This window comes from Tahibacter aquaticus, assembly GCF_004363655.1.
Classification (GTDB): Bacteria; Pseudomonadota; Gammaproteobacteria; order Xanthomonadales; family Rhodanobacteraceae; genus Tahibacter; species Tahibacter aquaticus.
This window is the reverse complement of sequence record NZ_SNZH01000005.1, coordinates 211,590-228,947: the sequence shown is the minus strand read 5'-3', so window position 1 is coordinate 228,947 and position 17,358 is coordinate 211,590. Positions and strand designations below refer to the sequence as shown.

The window sequence follows — 17,358 nt, the reverse complement described above, 5'->3', positions numbered from 1 at the left end:
GCGCGATAAGCGCAGTGAATTGCGCCGCGGGCCTCAGCGCACTACCCCGCAAAGCCGGTTGAGCAAGCCCGCGATCTGCTCCAGCGGCAGGCAATGGTCGGCGCCGGCCAGTTCCAGTGCTGCGGACGGCATCGCCGAGGCTTCTGCATCGTCGGGCCGCTGCACGATACCCACGCCGCCGCGGCGGCGGATCTGCTGCAGTCCTTCGGCGCCGTCGCTGTTGGCGCCCGTCATGACGACGCCGATCAGGCGTCCGCGGCACGCCTCGGCGGCGGACTGGAACAGCACGTCGATCGATGGCCGCGCATAGCCGACACGGGCGTCGACGGACAGGGCGAAGCGGCCGTCGACACCGAGCAACAGATGATAGCCAGATGGCGCAATATATATTTGTCCAGGTTTTGGCGCGCAGCGCTCGCTGGCTTCCTGCACCGGCAGCGTGCTGGAGCGGGCCAGCAGTTCGCACAGCAGGCTGACGTCTTCGGAACCGGTGTGGCAGACCGCAGCCAGCGGCAGGGGAAAATTCGCCGCGAGGCCCGACAGCAGCACATGCAGCGCGCGCAGGCCGCCCGCGGAACAGCCCAGTACGACCAGGTCGGCCGCTGCCCTCATGCGCGCTGCTGTTCCCGCTGGAAGATGCGCAGGCGCGCGTCGACGGCACGGAAGTCGCGGCCGGCGCGGGCGAAGGCGATGTTTTCCCGCGTACCCAGGCAGAGAAAGCCGCTGCGCACCAGGCTGTCGCGGAACAGTTCCAGCACGTGGTTCTGCAGCGGGTCGGTGAAATAGATCAGCACATTGCGGCAAAGGATCAGGTGCGCCTCGCAGAACACGCCGTCGCAGACCAGGTTGTGGTTGGCGAAAGTGACATTGCGCTTGAGCCGCTCGTCGATGGTGATGAGTTCGTAACGCGCGTGGTAATAGTCGGCGAGGGAATGCTGGCCGCCGGCGGCGAGGTAGTTTTCCGAATACAGGCGCGCCTCGCGCGCAGGGAAGATGCCTTCCTGTGCCCGGGCGATGGCGGCGTCGGAGAAGTCGGTGGCGTAGATCTGGCTGCGGTCGTACAGGCCGGCTTCTTCCAGCAGTATGGCCAGGGAATAGACTTCCTGGCCGAAGGCGCAGCCGGCCTGCCAGATATTGATCTGCGGGTACGAGGCCAGCAGCGGCAATACCTCGTCGCGCAGCCGGCGGAAGACGGCCGGATCGCGGAACATTTCCGAGACCGGCACCGACAGGCCGGCGATGACGACGGGCAGCAGGGCATCGTCGCGCAGCAGGCGCGCGGTCAGCTCGCCGATGGAACCGTGGCCCTGCGCTTGCACCAGGGCGTTGACGCGGCGGCGCAGCGAGGCGCGTGCGTACTCACCGAAATCGTAGCCATGGCGCAGCTTGAGCGCGCGCACGAACAATTCCAGTTCGACTTCCTCGACCTCGGGGCGCGACATCAGGCCGGCAGCCATACGCGCATCATCGACAGCAGCTTGTCGATGTCCAGGGGCTTGGACAGGTAGTCGTTGGCGCCGGCCTCGAGGCAGCGGTCGCGATCGCCGCGCATGGCCTTGGCGGTGATGGCGATGACCGGCAGCCGGGCCAGGGCAGGGCGCTTGCGGATTTCGCGGATGGTTTCGTAGCCGTCCATGCCAGGCATCATGATGTCCATCAGTACCAGTTGTATGGCCGGGTTGTCGTCGAGCTGGCGCAGTGCCTTGGGTCCGTCCTGCGCCATCAGCACGTTGAGGCCGCGGGCGCGCAGGGTCTTGGACAGGGCAAAGATGTTGCGCATGTCGTCGTCGACCACCAGCACGCTTCGCCCGCTCAGGCCGCGGTCCAGCTCGCGCGCGACGTAGTGGCGGTCGTCCTTGCGCATGCTGTGCAGGAACAGGCGCACCTCGTCGAGCAGGCGCTGCGGCGAGCGCGCGCCCTTGATCACGATGCTGTCGGTGAACTGGCGCAGGCGCAGGCTTTCGTCGCTGGACAGGTCGCGCGCGGAATGGATGACGACGGGCGGCGTGTCGTCCAGGCGGGCATACTCGTCGAGGAATTCGAAGCCGGACATGTCGGGCAGCTGCAGGTCGAGCACCAGGCAGTCGAAATGGCGTTCGCGCAGCAGGTCCAGGCCGTCGCGGCCGGTTTGTGCATTTTCCACAAGTACTGTCGGTGCGGCGAGCTGGTTGGCGACGATGAGATAGGAGTCTTCGTCGTCGTCGATCACCAGCACATGGCGCTGGCGGCCCTGGTCGTTGGCGAGCAGGCGCTCGAACGCCAGGGCCAGTCCTTCGCGCGGCGCCGGCTTGGTGAGGAAACCGACAGCGCCCGATTCGCGGCCCCGCGCCGATTCGTCCACGCCGGAAATGAAATGCACCGGTATGCCCTGGGTGGCCGGATTGGTCTGCAGGCGGCGCAGCACGGCCCAGCCGTCCATCCCTGGCAGCAGCACGTCGAGCAGGATGCCGTTGGGACGGAATTGCGCGGCCAGGGCAAGGCCGCTTTCGCCGTCGCCGGCGGCCAGCGCGCGGAAGCCCTTGGCGCGGATCTGCTCCACCAGCACGCGGGCGAAGTGGCGGTCGTCCTCGATGGTGAGGATGACGGTGTCGTCGGCGCGGATCGCGTCGCGGTCGTCGGCGATCCAGTTTTCCACAATGGTGGCTGTCGCCGGGGTGCTGGCGCGTGGGTTGGCCGGCGGCTGTACCGTTGCCGCTGGCAGCGCGGACGGCAGCACGGCAGGGCTGTCCAGCGTGATCATGCGTTGCTGCGCGCGCAGCGGCGTGACCAGGGTAAAGCGGCTGCCGCGGCCTTCGCTGCTGTCGGCGGACACGTCGCCGCCGAGCAGTTGCGCCAGCCGGCGCGCGATCGACAGACCCAGGCCGCTGCCGCCGAACTGGCGCGCGGTACTGGCGTCGACCTGTTCGAACACGCCGAAGATCGCCGCGAGCTTGTGCGGCGGAATACCGATGCCGCTGTCGATCACGCTCATGGCGACCAGTTCGTCCGCCGCCAGTCCCAGCGGCTGCGCCAGCTCGGCCGGACAGGCCGCGAAATTCACGCTGACTTCGCCCTCGCGGGTGAACTTGATCGCGTTGCCGATCAGGTTGCCGAGGATCTGTTCCAGCTTGGGCAGGTCGCTGTGCATCTGCAGCGGCAGGGTATCGTCGATTTCCAGGCTGAAGCGCAGATCCTTTTCCCGCGCCAGCGGCCGGTAGGTGCGCATCAGGCTGTGCGCCAGCTGCTGCAGCGGCACCGCTTCGATCAGCACGTCCATCTTGCCGGCTTCGATCTTGGACAGGTCGAGGATGTCGTTGATCAGCCGCAGCAGGTTGCTGCCGGCGTCGTAGATCACGCGGGCCGATTCGACCTGGTCGGCGGCGAGGCGGCCGTCGTCGTTGTCGGCCAGGTTGCGCGACAGGATCAGCATGCTGTTGAGCGGCGTGCGCAGCTCGTGCGACATGTTGGCGAGGAAGTCGGACTTGTACTGGCTGGCGCGGGCCAGTTCCTGCGCCTTGTGCTCGGTCTCGCGCTGCAGGCCTTCCAGTACGTGCTTCTGTTCGTTGAGGGTTTCGCCTTTCTGGCGCAGTTCCTCGTTGGACGCCTGCAATTCCTCGGCCTGTACGCGCAGTTCCTCTTCCGAGGCTTGGAGGCGCAATTGCTGCTCTTCCAACTGTGCGGTCTTGGCCGACAGCGCGTCGTTGGCCGAGCGCAATTCCTCGCGCTGCACGCGCAGGGCTTCTTCCGAGGCGATAAGTTCCTGCGCCTGGGCCTGGCTGCGCTGCAGCAGCAGCTGCGTGTGCAGGGCACGGCTGAGGTTGTCCCAGCTCAGGGCGACCAGCGGCAGCAGCGCATCGAGCAATTGCTGCTGGCGCTCGTCGAAGGCGGCGAAGCTGGCGAACTCGATCACGCCAAGCAGGCGCTGCTGCAGCAGCAGCGGCAGCGCGATGACGCTGCGCGGCGCGGCTTCGCCGCTGGCGGAGTGGATGCGTGCGTAGTCGTCGGGAACTGGCGCCAGCACGATGGTCTTGCTCTCCCGCGCGCACTGGCCGGTGATGCCTTCGCCCAGGGCGTAGCGCGTTTCCAGGTGACGGCGTTCGCGGTAGCCGTAGCTGCCCAGGCGCTGCAGCTGTGCGCTTTCGCTGTCGTAGCGGAAGAACAGGCCGATGCCGGCCTGCAGCCGCGGTGTCAGCTCGCTGCACAGGGTATCGGCGAATTCCTGCGTGTCGCTGCAGCGCTGCAGCGCCGCGGAGATTTCGCCGATCGCGGTCGTGTTGCGGTTCTGCCACCAGGTGTCGATGGCGGTGCGCTTGAACACTTCCAGTGCTCGCGCGATCGCGCCGACTTCGTCCTGGCGCTGCTGCTGCGGTACCACGACATCGTGGTCATGGTTGGCCAGCCGGGTCATCAGCGTGGTCAGATCGCGGATCGGCTGCACGATCAGGCGCGCGGACAGCCATAGCGCGACCGCGCCGACCAGCACGCCCAGCGCCAGCATCGCCAGCACCGCCCACTCGGTGGTGCGGGTGGCCTGGTCGGCTTCGCCGCGGCGCTGGTGCAGCTCGGCCTCGGCCTTGACCTGGATCTGGCCCAGCAGCGCCAGCAGCGGGTCGCCGTTTTTCCGGTCGAGCTGGTCGAAATGCTGGGTCAGCGCGTGCAGGCGCTGACTGCGCTGGCTGTCGCTGCCGATGGCATCGAGGTCGGCCAGGACGGGCTCGACCGCCGTGGCCAGCCAGTCGCGGCTGCGCCGGGAAATGTCGACTGCCAGGCTGTGCAGTTGTACGTCCTGGGCTGCATCGCCGCGGTCGAGCTCGTCCAGGCGCTGCTGCAGACGCTGCCGGGCCACTTTCAGCTGCTCGGCACCGTCGCTGCGGGTTTCGGCCAGCAGCGCATACACGGCGATCTCGGTTTCGTGCATGGCGCTGCGCAGTTCCTGCGCGGCGTCGATGACCTGGATGGTGGCCTGCTGCGCTGCGCGCGTGCGCGCCTGGCCGTCCAGCGCGAAGACAATGCCGGCGCAGGCGGCGACAAAAGCCAGCAGCATGGCGCCGAAGGCCAGCGCCAGTTTGACCTGTATGGGCCGGTTGCCCAGCCACGACGCGCGGGCGCCGGCCTCGTCCATGCGGTAGTCCACCTCTGCAGTGCGGCCGCGGCGCCGGAAGCGCAGGGCGGCGTACGCGCGCCATTGCCGCGACAGGCTGGCCAAGGCGTGGGCGTATTCCGATGGCGATGGTAGCGGAGTCACCGATTGTTGCGGCGCGCGAAAAAGGTGAAATTATTTCAGCGCACTCAGGTAGCAGGCGCGGGCGCCTACGGCCTGGCCCGGCGGCGCGGGTTGCCAGCCCGGTGCCGGCAGGGACGGGCCGGCCTGGCCCGTGCGGCCGGGCGGCGACAAAGACGCCCTCGGCAACACCGACAAATTGCAAAAACAATTAAAGATGCAGGGGTATGCCGGCTTCAGCCTTGCCGCCCGGCGCTGTTGCCTGGCGGCAGGGCGATCAACTGCTCGCCATTGCAGACAATCAGCTGTTCCGCGCCGTCGACAGCCCATTCCAGGCCGCCGGTGAACTGGGAAAATGCCGGCAGCAGCAATTGCCGCGCGCCGATCACGAAGGCCGGCCAGCGGCGCGGCAGGCCCGGCAGCTTAACCACCGGATGCAGATGGCCGCAGACCACGCCGGTGCGCTCCGGCAAGGGAGTGTGACTGAGCAGCAGCGGTGGCTGCACCAGCTGTGCGCCGGCAAGCTCGATCGCCAGCTCGGCACGGGCCAGCCAGCGGTCGTGATTGCCGGTCAGCGCGACGATACGCAGCGTGGCATGACGCGCGCGCCAGTCCAGCCAGGCCTCGCGCCAGGCTGTGCCGTGCTCGCGCCCGTGCAGTACGTCGCCAAGCAGATAGACACTGGCGGCGCCGGTCTGCAACAGCAGGCGCTGCAGGCGTTCGAGATCAAGCCGGCTGCCGCCGCTGGGCAGGGCCAGGCCGGCTTCGCGGAATCGGTCGCCTTTGCCCAGGTGCAGATCGGCCAGCAGCAGGCTGTTGCGCCGCGGCCAGTACACGGCACGGTCGGCCAGCAAGTGCAGCGGCTCGCCGTTGAAATCGATGGCCAGTTCTTCTGCGATGGCGGCGTTCCAGGCGGGCGGCGGCACGGGCGACGCGTGTTTTCCAATCTTCGCTGCTGAGCTGGCCGCGTGTGCTTTCGGCCCACAGCGCGAACGACAGCGGCGTCAGCGTCGCCGGCCGGCAAAGGCGCAGCGGCCGTTGCGCGCAGTCGGCCAGGGCGGCCTGCAGCGCGCCGAAATCGAGTTGCTGCTGCAGCACTTCGCGTTCGGCCAGAGCGAGCAGGAAGTGGTCCGGATCGTAGCGGCGCAGGGCGTCGTAGATCATGCCGCTGGAAGCTTGCAGCTGGCGCAGCGAACGCGGTGCGCGGCCGGGCAGGGATGGGGTCAGCAGGCCGGCAATGCGGGCGATTTCGCGGAACTGGCGCCGCGCCAGCTCGGCCAGGTTCAGCGCGGCTGCCACATCGGCGGCCAGCGCGTGCGGGCTCAGCAGCTGCTGCAGCGCGGCTTCGTCCAGATCGACGTCCTGCGCTGCGGAAAGCACCAGTCCGTAGTCGTTGGCGGCATAGGCGATGGTGTTCGGCGCCAGCCGGCCCCAGCGCAGCGCCAGCACGGCGGCCAGGCCTTCATTGCTGCTGCGGCCGGCAAACGGATAGAGGAACAGCTGGCGGCCCTGGCGTGCCGGCAGGCTTTCCACCAGCAGATGGCCGGGGCCGGGCAAGCCGGAAAGTTGCTTTTGCAGCGTCAGCAGCGGTTGCAGCGTTGTCCACTCTGGCGAATCTTCGCCCTGGGCCAGCAGGGCCTCCACTTCGCGGCCGAGTTCGTTCGACAGCGGCAGGCGGCCGCCGCGCCAGCTCGGCGTGGCGCCGTCGCGGTCGCGTGCCAGGCGCACGTAGGCGGTCATGTCTTCCAGGCGGACCAGGCGCAGGGTGCGGCCGGCGAACTGGAACTGGTCGCCCGGGCGCAGTGCTCCGGCGAACGCTTCCTCGACCGAGCCCAGGCTGCCGCCGCGCAGGAATTTCACTGCGACTGCCCCGTCGCTGGCGATGGTGCCTATGCCCAGGCGGTGGCGGTAGGCGATGCGCCGCTCGACGACGCGGTAGATGCCATCCTCGCCGCGCTGCACGCGGCGGAAATCCGGATAGCTGGACAGGGCCGCGCCGCCCTGCACGATGAAGTCCAGCACCTGTTCCCAGCTGCGCTGGTCCAGTGCGGCAAAGGCATGCGTGCGGCGCACCTCGTCGAACAGCGCGCCGGCGTCGAAGCCGCCGCCCAGGGCCAGGGTCACGCAGTGCTGGGCCAGCACGTCCAGCGACAGCTGCGGCGGTGTGCGCGACTCGATGCGGCCAGCGGCGACGGCCCGGCGCGCTGCGGCATATTCCAGCAGTTCCAGCGCGTGTGTCGGCACGCCGATGATGCAGGCGCTGCTGCCGGGCCGGTGGCGTGCGCGGCCGGCGCGCTGCAGCAGCCGCGCCATGCCCTTGGGGCTGCCGATCTGGATGGCCTGGTCGACGGCGGGAAAATCCACGCCCAGGTCCAGGCTGGAGGTGGCGACGACGCAGCGCAGGCGCTGTTCGCGCAAGCCTTGCTCCACCTCGCAGCGCAGGGCTGGCGCCAGCGAGCCGTGGTGCAGGGCCAAGGTAGCCGCCGGCTCGGGCCAGACCGCGGCCAGCGCCGCATGCCACAGCTCGGCCTGCGCCCGGGTATTGGCAAACAGCAGGCTGCTGCGCGCGGCGAAGATCTGCGCGATCACGCGCGGCAACTGGGCCAGGCCCCGATGTCCGGCCCAGGCGAAGCGCTCGCCCGGGCCGGGCAGCAGCGAATGCAGTTGCAGTGCGCGTGGAGCCACGCCGCCGACCAGGGCCGCATCCGGCTGCTGTGGCAGCAATACGTCGCGTGCCTGGGGCAGGTTGCCCAGCGTGGCCGACAGGCCCCAGGTGCGCAGCGGCGGCGACAGTGCGCGCAGGCGGGCCAGGCAGAGCTGCAGCAGCACGCCGCGCTTGTTGCCCAGCAGTTCGTGCCATTCGTCGACGATCACGCCGCGCAGCTGGCCGAAGTGCTGCGCGCTTTCCGTGTGCCACAACAGCAGGGCCAGCGATTCGGGCGTGGTCACCAGCGCGTCGAGCTTGCCGCTGCGGGCCAGGCGCCGCTCGCGCGCGCTCGCGTCGCTGCTGCGCAGGCCGATCTGCCAGTCCAGCCCCAGCGCGGGCAGCGGTTCGCGCAGCGCGCGCAACGTATCGGTGGCCAGCGCGCGCAAGGGTGTGATCCAGAGCAGCTGCAGGCGGCGCGTGCGCTTGCCGCCGTCGCGCGCCTGCTGCAAGGCGTCAAGCAGCGGACCGCCGTAGACGGCCCAGGTCTTGCCGCTGCCGGTAGGCGTATGCAGCAGGCCCGATTCGCCGGCGCGGTAGCGGCGCCAGACTTCGCGCTGGAACGCGAACGGCCGCCAGCCCTGCGCGGCGAACCAGCGCTGCAATTGCGCCAGCGGCGTGTCGGGGGGCGTGCTGCGCAGCTCAGCCCCGGCCTGTCGCGCTGGCGCTGTCACCGCGCCAGGGCCTGCAGCGTTTCCAGGCGATCGGCTTCGGCCGCAGGCTTGTCCTGGCGCCAGCGCAGAATGCGCGGGAAGCGCACGGCGAAGCCGGATTTGTGCCGGCTGGAGCGGTTGACTGCCTCGAAACCCAGTTCGAACACCTGCAGCGGCTGGACCGACCGCACCGGGCCGAAGCGCTCCAGCGTATGTGCACGTATCCATTTGTCCAATGCGAGAATTTCCGCATCGTCGAGGCCGGAATAGGCCTTGGCCACCGGCACCAGGGTGTCGCCGCGCCAGAGGCCGAAGGTGTAGTCGGTATACAAGGTACTGCGCCGCCCATGGCCGGCCTGGGCGTAAAGCAGCACCGCGTCGATGCTGAGCGGCGCGAGCTTCCATTTCCACCAGTCGCCGCGGCGGCGGCCGGCCTGGTAGACGGAGCTGCTCCGTTTCAGCATCAGCCCTTCCACCCCTCGTTCGCGCGCGGTATCACGACAGCGGGCGGCTTCGTCCCAGTCGGTGGCGGCCACCTCGGGCGAGAGCAGGATGCGTGCATCGGGCAGGCCAGTGAGCAGTTCCTGCAAGGCAGCGCGGCGCTGTGCCAGCGGCCGTTCGCGCCAGTCTGCGCCGTCGAGTTCGAGCAGGTCGTAGGCGAGCAGGCGCGCCGGCGCCTCGGCCAGGCTCTTGGGGCCGGGCTTGCGCCGCTGGATGCGCGTCTGCAATGCGCTGAACGGCAGCGGCATGTCCTGGTGCAGGGGCCAGGCCAGCAGTTCGCCGTCGATGACGCAGTCGCGCGGCAGTTGCTGCGCGGCATTTTCGATTTCCGGAAAGCGGCCATCCAGGCGTTCTTCGCCGCGCGACCACAGGGCCGTCTGGTGGGCGCGGCGGATCAGTTGCAGGCGGATGCCGTCCCATTTCCATTCCAGCAGCCAGTCGCCGATCGCGCCGAGACTGCCTGCCTCACCCTCCAGCGGCGAGGCGAGGAAGAACGGGTAGGGCTGGGCGCGATCCTCGGCGGTTTCCTGCGCCGACAGCAGCTGTTGCAGGAAAGCGGGGCTGGGCAGCCAGGCGCCGAGCATGCGCTGGGCGATGCGCGCGATGTCCACGCCGCTGAGTTCGGCCAGCGCCTGCTGCACCAGCCGCTGCGATACGCCGACGCGTAGTGCGCCGGTAAGTAATTTGTTGAAAACAAAACGTTGTTCACTATCCAGCGAAAGCCACGCGCCGACGACCAGCTCGCGCCGCAGCGCTGCTTCCCGGCCGGCGACGGCGAGCAGGCGCTGCTCGATCCAGACGTGCAGCGGCGCGGCATCGATCTGCTCCGGTTCGTCCAGCAGCAAGGTCAGGGTTTCGGCCAGGTCGCCGACATGGTCGTAGCACTCGTCCACCAGCCAGGCCGGTGTGCGGCTGGCCTCGGCAATCCATTCGCGCAGCTCGGTGCTGCCGGCGATGCGCGCTTTGGTGCCGCCGATCTTGCCGCCGCTCAGCAGCCACAGCGCCCAGGCCGCGTCGACGGGCGGCGCCTGGCGGAAATAGTCGATCAATGCAGCACGCTTGTCCGAGGTGGCGGTGCTGCGGTCGAGTCGGCGATACAGGTCGGCGAAGCGCTGCATCAGTCTTCACCGCCGAAATCGGTGGCAAAGGTGCCAGCGCTCAGACCGCGTTCGTTGAGTACGCGCACCAGCGCATCGGTGGCGCCGTGCGTGGCAATGACGCGCGTGGCGCCGGTCTGCTCGATGGTCTGCAGCAGTGCCGGCCAGTCCGCATGATCGGACACGACGAAGCCGCGGTCATAGTTGCGCCGGCGCCGGTTGCCGCGCAGCTGCATCCAGCCCGAGGCAAAGCCGGTCTGCACGCGGCGGAAGCGGCGCATCCAGGCGCTGCCTGCGGCCGATGGCGGCGCCAGTATCAGCTCGCCTGCATAGTCTCGGCCGCGTTCCTGTTCGGCGATGGGCAGGCTGTCGAGCAGACCGATGCCGGCGCTGCGATAGACGGCGACGCCGGCGGCAATGGCGCCGTGCAGCAGCGCCGGCCGCGATGTATGCAACCGCAGTTCGGCCAGCAGGCGCTGCGCCTTGCCCAGCGCATAGCAGAACAGCACGGCGGCTTCGCCCTGGGCGGCGCACTCGTCGCGCCAGGCGACGATATCGCGCGCCACCGTGGCCGTATCCGGCCAGCGATAGATCGGCAGGGCAAAGGTCGCTTCGGTGATGAAGGTGTCGCAGCGCTGCGGCTGCAGCGGCGTGCAGGTGGGATCGGCCTGGCGCTTGTAGTCGCCCGAGGCGACCCAGACGCGTTCGCCGCATTCGATGCGCACCTGGGCCGAGCCCAGTACATGGCCAGCCGGATGCAGCGATACGCGCGTGCGGCCCAGGTCGAAGGTTTCGCCGTAGTCGAACGCGCGGTAGTCCTGCGTGCCCAGGCGCCAGTGCAGGATAGGCAGCCCGGCCGCAGCGGCGTAGTAGCAGCCCATGCCCGGGCGGGAGTGATCGCTGTGGCCGTGGGTAATCACCGCACGCGCCACCGGCTGCCACGGATCGATATGGAAATCGCCGGCCGGGCAATACAGCCCGGCACTGGTGGCTATGACGAGATCGTCGTGATCGGCTGGCACGCTGTGCCGTCTCCTTGCCTGCGCCGGTCGAACCAGACCACGGCTGCGGTGACAAGGTCGTGAACCGGCATGCCCGCTGGACTGCGCCTATTCGGTCTTCAGCGTGCGCGACGACCAGTGGATATGCACGATGCGCCAGCCCTGTGGCGTCTGCCGCAGCAGCATGGTCTCGATGCTGCGCTGCTTGACCGGCTTGCCCTGGCGTTGCGAGCTGACGTCGCTTTCGCTGAGCACCCAGGCGCTGTCGCCGCTGACCTCGGCGTGGCGCGATGCCAGCGTCGACTGCGCCGTCTTGCTGAACTGCATGTCGGCGTCGAGGTGGTGGCTGGCGTATTCGTCGCGACTGCGTTCCACATGGCCGCTTTCGAACACCTGCAGCTGTGGCGCGAGCAGGGCCAGCGCCGCCTTGCCGTCGCCCGCATCGAGTGCTTTGTGGAAATTTTCCACCGTGGCCACGGCGGCGGCCGCGGCGGGATCGTCGACAGGTGCCTGCGCCAGCGCCGTGGTGGCGCAGGCACCGGCCAGTGCCAGGCCGGACAGCAACACTGCCAGCGGATGCGGGCGATGGAACATGGGTCAACCTCCGGGTTTCATGCCGTGTTTCGAATGGTCCATGGGCGCCGCGGCCGGGGGCTCTGCGGGCGGCTGCGACAGCTGTGCCGGCGCATACGGATCGCGCCGCACCGGCTGGCCGAAATCCGCATCGCTGCTGACGCGCCGCGCAATCTTTCCCTTGGGGTAACGATACCAGCCCGGGTCGCGATAATCGTCGGCGGCCTGGTCGTCGCGCACCTTGACCACGGTGAACATGCCGCCCATCTCGATGGGGCCGAACTGGCCCTGGCCGGCCATCATGGGCAAGGTATTGGCCGGGCCGGCCATGCCCATGGCGACGTGTTCGCTGTGCTCGGACATGCCGTCCTTGCCCATGGCCATGTAGCCCGGCAGCATCTGGCGGATTTGCGCTTCCACGCCGCGCTGGTCGACGCCGGTCGGGTTGGGAATGCCGTGGCCCATGGGCCCCATGGTGTGGTGGGCCATATGGCAGTGCAGGGCCCAGTCGCCGGGTTCGGTGGCGAGGAATTCCAGGTCGCGCATCTGGCCGACGCCGATAATCTCGGTCACTTCGCGCCGCCACTGCGCCCGCGGCCAGCGTCCGGCATCCGAACCGGTGACCCAGAACGGGTTGCTGTGCATGTGGATGGGATGATTCCACATGGATAGGTTGCCTATGCGTATACGCATACGCTCGCCGGTGCGCATGACCAGCGGTTCTATGGCCGGGAACACCTTGGAGTTGAAGGTCCACAGGTCGAAGTCCTGCATCACCGACGGGTCTGGCCGGTAGGTGCCCGGGTGCAACGCGTAGTTATGCAGCAGGAAGGCGTAGTCGCGGTCGATCGGCTCGTCTTCGCCGTTGCGCGGGTGGATGATGAACAGGCCCATCATGCCGAAGGCCATCTGCGTCATTTCGTCGGCGTGCGGGTGGTACATGTGGGTGCCGTGCTGGCGCAGCACGAACTCGTAGACGAAGGTTTCGCCGGGTGCGATGCGCGGCTGGTTCAGGCCGGCGATGCCGTCGTAGCCGTTGGGCAGGTCGATGCCGTGCCAGTGCATGGTGGTGCCTTCGCCCAGGCGGTTGGTGACGAAGATGCGCACGGTATCGCCTTCGACGGCTTCCAGCGTCGGCCCCGGCGTGGTGCCGTTATAGCCCCAGCAGCGGGCGCGGCTGCCCGGCGCGAATTCGTGTTCGATCTCTTCGGCGACGAGGTGGAATTCCTTGACAGCGCCATTGCGCTTGAACGGCAGGGTCCAGCCGTTCAGCGTGCGCACGGGGCGGTAGTTTTCGCCGCTGCGCGCTGTGCGTGCCGCGGCGGGCGGTGCGGGCGTCTGCGCCTTGACCGTCGCGGCGGCGAGCAGTCCGGCACCGCCGGCGCCCATCAGTTGAAGCAATTCGCGGCGGGTCGTCATGGCTGCTGCTCCTGGTCGGTGGCGGTGTCTTTTGCGTCCGCGTCGGTGTGCTGCTGATCGTGTTTGCCTGCCGCTGCTTTCTGCGCCGGCGCGGCGGGCATGGAATGGCCGGCATGCGGATCGTTGGCAGGTTTGGTTTCCGGCATGGAATGGCCGGCATGCGGATCGCTGGCGGGTTTGGTTTCCGGCATGGAATGGCCAGCGTGCGGATCGTTGGCGGAATTCGTTTCCGGCATGGAATGGCCGGCATGCGGATCGCTGGCGGGTTTGGTTTCCGGCATGGAATGGCCGGCATGCGGATCGTCCGCTGGTGCCTGCAGCAGGCTCTGCGCATCGAAAGTGCGTTCCTGCGCCTGTGCATCGCCAGGCAGTTGCGTACCGACGGCGCGGCCCAGCTCGACCCGGGCCAGCCAGTAGTCGCGCACGGTTTCCAGGTAGGCCTGGTAGGCGTCGAATTCCTGCTGCCTGGCCAGCAGCAGTTCGAACGCGCCTATCAGCATGTAGTTGTGTCGTTCAAGCTGGCGCTGCACCACGGCTTCGCGCTGCGGCAGCAGGGCATTGCGGTAGTCGTCGGCGATGCGGCGCAGGGCGGACACCTGCTCCACGCCGTTTTGCACATCGGCGTCGACCTGCCATTGCAGCTGGGCGAGATCGGCACGGCTGAGTTCCAACTTGGCCTCGGCCCGGGCAATTGCCGCCTGGCCCTGGTTGAACAGGGGCAGGGCCAGCGACAGGGTAGGACCGTGCAGGCGGCTGCCGTCGGTTTCCTTTTCCTGTTCGACGCCGACCTCGACTTCGCCCAGCAGACGCCAGCGCCGTGCCAGACCCAGCGCGTCGGCCAGCAGTTCGCTTTCGCGCCGTGCGGCGGCCAGGTCCAGCCGCTGCGCGCGGGCCAGCTGTTGCAGCGGTTCGAGTTCATCGTCCTGCGGCAGCGGTGCCAGCAGGGGCAGGTCGAACTTCCAGCGCGCCGCATCGCTGCCGGACAGGCCCAGCCGCGTATTCAGGCTCAGCCGCGCGCGCAGGGCATCGGCGTTGGCCCTGGCCGCTGCGATGCGCGCCTGGCTGGCCGCTGCCTGTTCCAGTTTCAGTTCCAGCGCGTTGATATTGCCGGCAGTGTAGAAACGCTGGGCCAGTTCGGCCGATGCGTCCGCCGCCTTGGCCACGGCCTCGCGCATCAGCGCAATCTGGTTGGCGGCAGCGGCCTGATACCAGTCGGCCGCGGTATCGGCAGCCAGGTTCATCAGGTTGCCGGCGATGCTCAACTGGGCTCGTTCGTATTCGCCTGCGGCGAAGCGCTTGCGCGACGGCAACAGCAGCAGATCGCTCAGCGGCGCACTCAGGCCGCGACTGATCTGGTGCGCATCGCCGTCTTTCATCGCCGTGACGGAAAACGTGGGATTGGCGATGCGGCTGGCCTCGACCACATCGGCCTGGGCAATGCCCAGTTCTGCATAGCGCGCGGCGATCTGCGGATTGCGCAGCTGGGCCAGTTGGAAGGCGCGCGCCGGTGTCAGTGGCTGGGCCAGCAGTTCGGTCACGCGCGCGCCGATGGCGGCCTGGCCCTGGGCATCGTGCTGCCACTGGAATGCACTGGGCAGGCGGGTTTGCAGCAACTGCTCGACCTGGTCGGCGCCTTCGCGGCGCGACACGCTGGCGCAGCCCGCAAGCAACGCCAGTGCGGCCACCAGAGGCAGCCGGGCAATCGGAATTTTCATCATCGTACTCGGACTAACGGCCGCCATTGCCGGATAGCGGCTGGCGGCTCATGCACGCAGGAAAGCGGCAGCGGCCATGAGGCGCTGCATAGAAGAAACGCGCGTGCTTCAGCCGATGGGAGGACGCAGGCCAACCGCCAGCGGCACATCGCGGCGCGCGTGCACGGCGGCAGGGCCGAGACGGTCGGCCGGGGCAAAACTGAGGCAGTCGAGAGTGGCTGGTGTTGTTGCGGCGGCCTGGGCGCAGGCGCAATGGCCGGGCTTGCAGCAGTCGGTGTCGTGCATCGTCGTCCGGTCGGACTGTGTTGCTGCGCCGGCGTCGCCGTGCTGCGGCATATCGCCATGGCAGGGCGCCGACTGCTGCATCGCCACCATTGCCTGGCTGTGACTGGCCATGGCCAGCGGCGCCAGAAAACTATTCAGGCACAGCAGCAGGGCAAGCAGGCAGTTGACGGCGGTTCGCAGCACGCAGGGTCCGGGCGGAGGAGGCGGCGCATAGACTGCGCGTCGCGCGGCAAAGTTTCAAGGCGACCGCATGGCGCGCTGCCGGCGCCGGGTGCGCATGCGCTGTCACGTCGCGCCATCGTTCACGCAGCGTCGACATTTCGCTGGCTGCGCGCGATCGCGGCAATCGCCGGTTTAACCGGAAACAAACAATCGCGACAAAGAAAAAAGTTCCACTAGGCTTCGTACGAAGCCTTGCATTTCCATGGCGGGCTGAGTGGTTGTCGATGTTCGATCTAAAACAAAGCCGTGACCTGTTCCAAAATCATCGAAGCTCTTACTCGCGAAGGCCGCGATTGTCCCGGCCTCTGCAGCAACGGAACAGCGACACCTGCAGGTTTCGACGTGGTAAAGCCGTGCCCTTCTACAGGGGAAGCAATGCGAAAGGCGTGGTCTTGCTGCATCGACTGGAGCTGCCCGCGAGGGGCAGCGCAAGCGTGCAATACACAAGATAGAAAAGCCGTGCATTTGGGAGAGTTATTGTGAATAAATCCAAGCTTTGCAGTGTTATTGGCCTGGTTCTTTTTGGTGCCGCAGGATCGGTGCTGGCCGCCAGCCCGCTCATGAAGCAGGCGCGCCCCAGCGCCGAACAGGTCGAAGAGAACAAGATTTTCCATCCCGGGCCGTTCACGTCCCGCGTAGCGCCCACGCCCGACGCCTCGTCGTTCGGCTTCACCGTGAACACCACCGGCCAGCCGACTTATGCGCGTGCATTTTCCGACTGTTCCGGCCTGTCCAGCAGCGGCAACGGTGTCGCCTATGTCGCGACGCCGTTCCGTGTGTCGTCCGCCGGCACCTATACCATCCTCAGCGAGCAGGATTTCGACGGCTTCATCTTCGTCTACTCGCCAACCTTCGATCCGGCCAACGCGCTGACCAACTGCATCGTCGGCGGCGACGACTTCACCGGCGGCACCGACTCGCAGATCGTCACCACGCTCGCTAGCGGCACCGACTACGTGCTGGTCAGCACGGCGTTCTCCGCCGGCGATGTCGGTTCGCTGACGAACACCATCACCGGTCCGGGCACGGTCACCGGTGTAGGCACCACGATCAGCAAGGCGATCGCCAGCCCCGGCGTGCCCTCGGGCGGCGGCAATGTCACGTTTTCTTTCGTCGCCAGCAACAGCGGTACTGCATCGGAGTCGGCCATCGTCGCCACCGATACCTTGCCGGCCGGCATGAGCTATGTGTCGGATACCTGCAGCGGCAGCGCGGCTGGTTCAGTCTGGACCTGGAACATCGGCACGCTCGCCGCCGCGGCGACGGCGAACTGCTCGCTCACCGTGTCGGTTACCGGCGCAGGCTGCCCCGCTGTCGACAACACGGTCAGCCTGGCGTCGGCGTCGGGCAACACGGCGTCGGCATCGGCCAACAACCTGGCGGAAGCTGTCGGCGATCCGAGCTTCGAGGAAGGCAATACCGGCACCACCTGGACCCAGACCGGCACCAGCGGCTCGCCGGTCTGCAGCGGCGCGGCCTGCGGCTTCGCCGAAGCGCGCACCGGCGACTGGTGGATCTGGTTCGGCGGCTGGGACGACCGCGTCGAGACGGCAAGCGTTGTGCAGAGCGTGACGATTCCGACCAGTGCGACCAACCTGACCTTCTGGGTCAAGCTGCCGGACTGCAACGCCGCCCAGGGCGCCAACGATTTCGCCCGCCTGACCATCGACGGCACCGAAGTGTGGCGCGAGGATGCGCTGTCGGCCAATTGCGGCGAGGCGGATTATCGCCAGGTCGTCATTCCGCTGGGGGCAGGACTGGCCAATGGCGCAGCGCATGCGCTGTCGTTCGAGTCGGTACAGAACGGCGACGGTGCCTTGTCGAATTTCTTCGTCGACGATGTTTCCATCCAGACGACATCCTGCGCTGCTGTATTGCCCGACCAGATCTTCAAGAACGGCTTCGAGCCGTGATCTGACCGTTTCGCTCCGCCGTGACGACAAGGCCGCCGCAAGGCGGCTTTGTCTTTTGCACAGCCCCGGCTTGCT

11 protein-coding genes and 1 pseudogene are annotated in these 17,358 nt (G+C 67.9%); 1 reads left to right on the top strand and 11 read right to left on the bottom strand.

What is annotated here, in order from left to right:
- Positions 1-33: 33 nt before the first annotated feature.
- From DFR29_RS10115 to DFR29_RS10065, 11 genes and pseudogenes are all read right to left on the bottom strand, one after another.
- The gene (locus DFR29_RS10115; protein ID WP_133818469.1) at positions 34-612 is read right to left on the bottom strand and encodes a chemotaxis protein CheB; all 579 of its coding nucleotides are present in this window, start codon (positions 610-612) and stop codon (positions 34-36) included.
- Positions 609-1,457, bottom strand: a complete 849-nt coding sequence (locus DFR29_RS10110; RefSeq protein ID WP_243746007.1) for a CheR family methyltransferase — start codon at positions 1,455-1,457, stop codon at positions 609-611. The genes DFR29_RS10115 and DFR29_RS10110 overlap by 4 nt, the downstream gene beginning before the upstream one ends.
- Complete coding sequence (locus tag DFR29_RS10105) at positions 1,442-5,224, bottom strand: response regulator (RefSeq protein WP_243746006.1); 3,783 nt, start codon at positions 5,222-5,224, stop codon at positions 1,442-1,444. Before DFR29_RS10105 ends, DFR29_RS10110 begins: the two co-directional genes overlap by 16 nt.
- Positions 5,225-5,436: 212 nt before the next feature.
- Complete coding sequence (gene pdeM / locus DFR29_RS10100; protein ID WP_425598829.1) at positions 5,437-6,099, bottom strand: ligase-associated DNA damage response endonuclease PdeM; 663 nt, start codon at positions 6,097-6,099, stop codon at positions 5,437-5,439.
- Positions 6,092-8,545 (bottom strand): annotated as a pseudogene (locus tag DFR29_RS10095) (ligase-associated DNA damage response DEXH box helicase); the annotation flags it as partial. The pseudogene DFR29_RS10095 and the gene pdeM, both read right to left, overlap by 8 nt.
- A gap of 29 nt (positions 8,546-8,574) precedes the next feature.
- The gene (locus DFR29_RS10090; RefSeq protein ID WP_133818467.1) at positions 8,575-10,176 is read right to left on the bottom strand and encodes an ATP-dependent DNA ligase; all 1,602 of its coding nucleotides are present in this window, start codon (positions 10,174-10,176) and stop codon (positions 8,575-8,577) included.
- Positions 10,176-11,177, bottom strand: coding sequence for a ligase-associated DNA damage response exonuclease (locus tag DFR29_RS10085; RefSeq protein WP_133818466.1), 1,002 nt, complete (start codon positions 11,175-11,177; stop codon positions 10,176-10,178). The genes DFR29_RS10090 and DFR29_RS10085 overlap by 1 nt, the downstream gene beginning before the upstream one ends.
- An 87-nt stretch (positions 11,178-11,264) precedes the next feature.
- Positions 11,265-11,750 carry a nuclear transport factor 2 family protein gene (locus DFR29_RS10080; protein WP_133818465.1) on the bottom strand — a complete coding sequence of 162 codons (486 nt, stop codon included), beginning with the start codon at positions 11,748-11,750 and terminating at the stop codon, positions 11,265-11,267.
- A 3-nt stretch (positions 11,751-11,753) separates the two neighbouring features.
- Complete coding sequence (locus tag DFR29_RS10075) at positions 11,754-13,148, bottom strand: multicopper oxidase family protein (RefSeq protein ID WP_208113558.1); 1,395 nt, start codon at positions 13,146-13,148, stop codon at positions 11,754-11,756.
- Positions 13,145-14,863 carry a TolC family protein gene (locus DFR29_RS10070; protein ID WP_166653998.1) on the bottom strand — a complete coding sequence of 573 codons (1,719 nt, stop codon included), beginning with the start codon at positions 14,861-14,863 and terminating at the stop codon, positions 13,145-13,147. Before DFR29_RS10070 ends, DFR29_RS10075 begins: the two co-directional genes overlap by 4 nt.
- A gap of 108 nt (positions 14,864-14,971) precedes the next feature.
- Positions 14,972-15,331 (bottom strand): CopL family metal-binding regulatory protein, encoded by a 360-nt coding sequence (locus tag DFR29_RS10065; protein WP_133818463.1) that lies wholly within the window; start codon positions 15,329-15,331, stop codon positions 14,972-14,974.
- Between the two features lie 518 nt (positions 15,332-15,849).
- Here DFR29_RS10065 and DFR29_RS10060 point away from each other — a divergent pair.
- Complete coding sequence (locus DFR29_RS10060) at positions 15,850-17,283, top strand: DUF11 domain-containing protein (RefSeq protein WP_133818462.1); 1,434 nt, start codon at positions 15,850-15,852, stop codon at positions 17,281-17,283.
- Positions 17,284-17,358 lie beyond the last annotated feature (75 nt).